Annotated in this window: 2 protein-coding genes; one reads left to right on the forward strand and one right to left on the reverse strand. The window is 68.3% G+C overall.

The window, feature by feature from the left end:
* Positions 1–1,971 (reverse strand): hypothetical protein (locus BZY54_RS45660; RefSeq protein ID WP_086731238.1); only part of this gene is annotated, 1,971 nt, incomplete at its 3' end.
* A 284-nt stretch (positions 1,972–2,255) separates the two neighbouring features.
* Between BZY54_RS45660 and BZY54_RS45665 the strand changes: the two genes are divergently transcribed.
* Positions 2,256–2,765, forward strand: coding sequence for a hypothetical protein (locus tag BZY54_RS45665; RefSeq protein ID WP_086731239.1), 510 nt, complete (start codon positions 2,256–2,258; stop codon positions 2,763–2,765).
* Positions 2,766–2,858: the final 93 nt, after the last annotated feature.

Genomic DNA, 2,858 nt, shown 5'->3' on the forward strand with positions numbered 1-2,858 from the left:
GGACACCTGCTCCTCGGCGGCGGTGTTGCCGCCGAGGAGCAGGTGTCCCTTCACATCGGTGTCGTCGGTGAGGGTCCTCACGCCGGTCTGCGTCTGCCGGGGCAGGTAGCGGTGCTCGGCGGTGAAGCGGACCTTGCTGACGTTCTGCTTCGGCTGCTTGCTCAGGTCGACGCCGCCCACGATGTAGATCCGCGTGGTGCCGTTCGCGGGGATGTCGTACTGGAACTCGCCGTGGGTGTAGATGTAGCGGTACTTCTGGAACAGGGCCTCGCGGGTCCAGTCCTGGTTGGGGGCGCGCAGCGGCCAGCGGGATACGTCGCCGCTGTCGATGATCCTGTGGTAGTCGGTGGGCGCCTTGGCGTCCTGCTGGCGGATGTACTCGGCCGCCACGCGGGCGGTGTAGACGCGCCGCAGGTCCGCGTACTGCGGTGCGGTGTTGATGGTCTTCTCCACCGCGGGGACGATCATCCGGTCGATGACGCGCTGGGCCGCCTTGGTCTCCGCCTCGTCCGGTGTGCAGATCGGCTTGCCGGGGCCCGGGGTGCGCGTGGTCTGTGCCGTCGACTTCAGGCGCAGCGGGGTGTCGAGGATATAGATGCCGCCGTCCTGCTCACGGACCTGCGCGGTCTTCGGCTCGATCCAGTTGCGCAGGCCGGGCATGCACGGGTAGCCGTTCTGCTTGGGCAGGGCCGCCCAGTACCGCTTGCCGAGGTCGGTCTTGGGGTCCATGGTCTTGTAGAAGTCGTGCTTCATCCGGAGGTCGGCTTCCAGGAGCACGCGGCCGGCGTCGGTCTTGCCGAACCCGGCGTCCATGATGCGGTCGGGCTCGTCCGGGTTGAGGTTGACCCAGAACTTGTCGGGCGTCAGGGCGAGCCAGGTGAAGAACGCGTCCGAGATGAGCTGGGCCTTGGCCTTGCCTCCCCAGCCGGATCGCTCGGTGGGGTCCTCTTTCGCGTCGAACGCGAAGTCGACGCCCTTGCCCCTGACCGGCTTGCCGATGTACTTCAGGTCCAGGGTGGAGAAGTCCACGCCACCCGGGCCGCGGGGGAGGCCGCCCGGGTTGGCTGTCCGCGTGCGCTCGAGCTGCTCAGCCATGTCCGCCGGGGTGGGCCGGGACTGGCGGATCAGGTCGGTGGCGCCGCCTCGGCTGGTGCCGGCCTGGCCGGGGGGCTGCAACAGGTCGCTCGTGGCGCGCCGGCCTCCCTGGGGAGCGAGTTCCACGCGGTCGGAGCGGTAGTTGTATTCCGTGACCCGGTTGCCGCCGGCGGTCTGCCGCAGTTCCTTCAAAAAGTTCTTCGCGTCGCTCTTCTGCTCCTCGGCGAAGACGTACTTCAACCGGGAGTCCTTCCAGGCGGGGTCCTTGGCCCAGGCCCGGTCCTTGGGTATCTGCTCCCGCTCGGGGGACCCGTTGGACTTGATCTCCAGGATCTGCTTCGTGCGCGTGTTGTAGGCGTCGAGCTTGCGGCGGTAGGTCTTGCCGGTGTCGGGGTCCTTGAACTCGACCTCCTTCTGGCAGATCCAGTCCCGCCCGACCAGGCCGTGGTCCTTGATCACCTTGCGCTCGAAGGCGTATCCCCGGGGGTAGTTCCCGGAGTTGGTGATGTACTTGGCGTCACGCCAGTCGGTGAAGGCGGCCCATGCGGTCGGGTTCTTCTTCCGGGCCTGCAGCCAGGACCACCAGATCCGGTCGACCGGCTTGGACTTCGGAGGCTGCTTCGTCAGCTTGTCCAGCCGGTCGATGTCCTCCTGGGAGGGGCCCTGGAGGCCGTCCCACTGCTTGGCCGGGTTGACGTACTCGTAGGTGTCCCACTGGGACTTGGCGCGGGAGGCGTCGAACTCCGGCAGGTTCACGGTCGCACCGGTGCCGCTGGGCAGGCCGTACATCTCGTCGCAGCGCTTGCCGGGGTCCAGCGGCTTGGGCGCCGGAGCGGCGTTGGCCGACGTCGGCCCGGACAGGCCGGCGACCGTCATGACCGATACGCACACGAGAGTGAGGGAGGAGCGGCGCGGACCGCGCCGGCGTCCCCTTCGCGTCGATAATGTCACGATGTGTGTGTCCCCCTGGGGGCCCGTCAGGCCATGACTCCGTGGCGTCCGGGGCCCCCGTGCACTCTGTGACGCCGCAGAGCATCCCTCACCTTAGAGGTCCCTGTGTGTCGTAATCGCAGAGCTGTTCGGGCGTGTACACGGTCAACTCGGTTCCCCCGCGGGACCCTTACAAGTGCGCCTCGGGGCGCACGTTACGGTCTGTGGTCATGACCGAAGAGGCGTACGAGGACCTGCGGGAGCTGGACCGGCTGCGGTCGGACAATCCCCTGCTGAACGGCTGGCTGGAGTCGATGCGGGAAAGGTTCCCCGCCTGGAACGAACGGCACGGTGGAGGCTGGGACTTCGGCCTCGAGTCCATCGGCCGGCTCCAGGAGCTGGTGCGGGACGTCTACCACGGCAGTTGTGCGTTGGCGGACGCCGACAAGGACAGCGAGTTCCTGCAGGTCGCCTCCTGGTATCTGGGCGAGGTCCACAACCGCCACTACGGGTCGGTGTGGCAGTGGCACCCGGACTCTCTCGCGGCCGACCCGCCCATCCGCCCGTTCGTCATTCAACCGTTCGAGCGGTTGGAGGAGTTCCCCGACGAGGACGGCATCGAGGAGGACGGCCGTCCCGCGTACACGCCGGTGGAACGATTGTGCGGGTTCATGCTCCCGGACCAGGGCGACCTGGTGGAGGACACGCTCGTCCACGTGCCGCCGCGGGACCGGTCCTGAGTCCCGGCCGGACCGGCCGATGCGCGCGAGCACCGAGGTGAGAGGCCCTGTGCTCCCCATGGGCCCGGCCTTCCAGGGCGCCCTGGGCGCGGC

The organism is Streptomyces carpinensis (genome assembly GCF_002154505.1).
GTDB lineage: Bacteria > Actinomycetota > Actinomycetes > Streptomycetales > Streptomycetaceae > Streptomyces > Streptomyces carpinensis.

Bases quoted from the DNA above. Each gene is read 5' to 3' on its own strand.
- BZY54_RS45665 (WP_086731239.1), top strand. From the start codon at position 2,256: ATGACCGAAGAGGCGTACGAGGACCTGCGGGAGCTGGACCGGCTGCGG.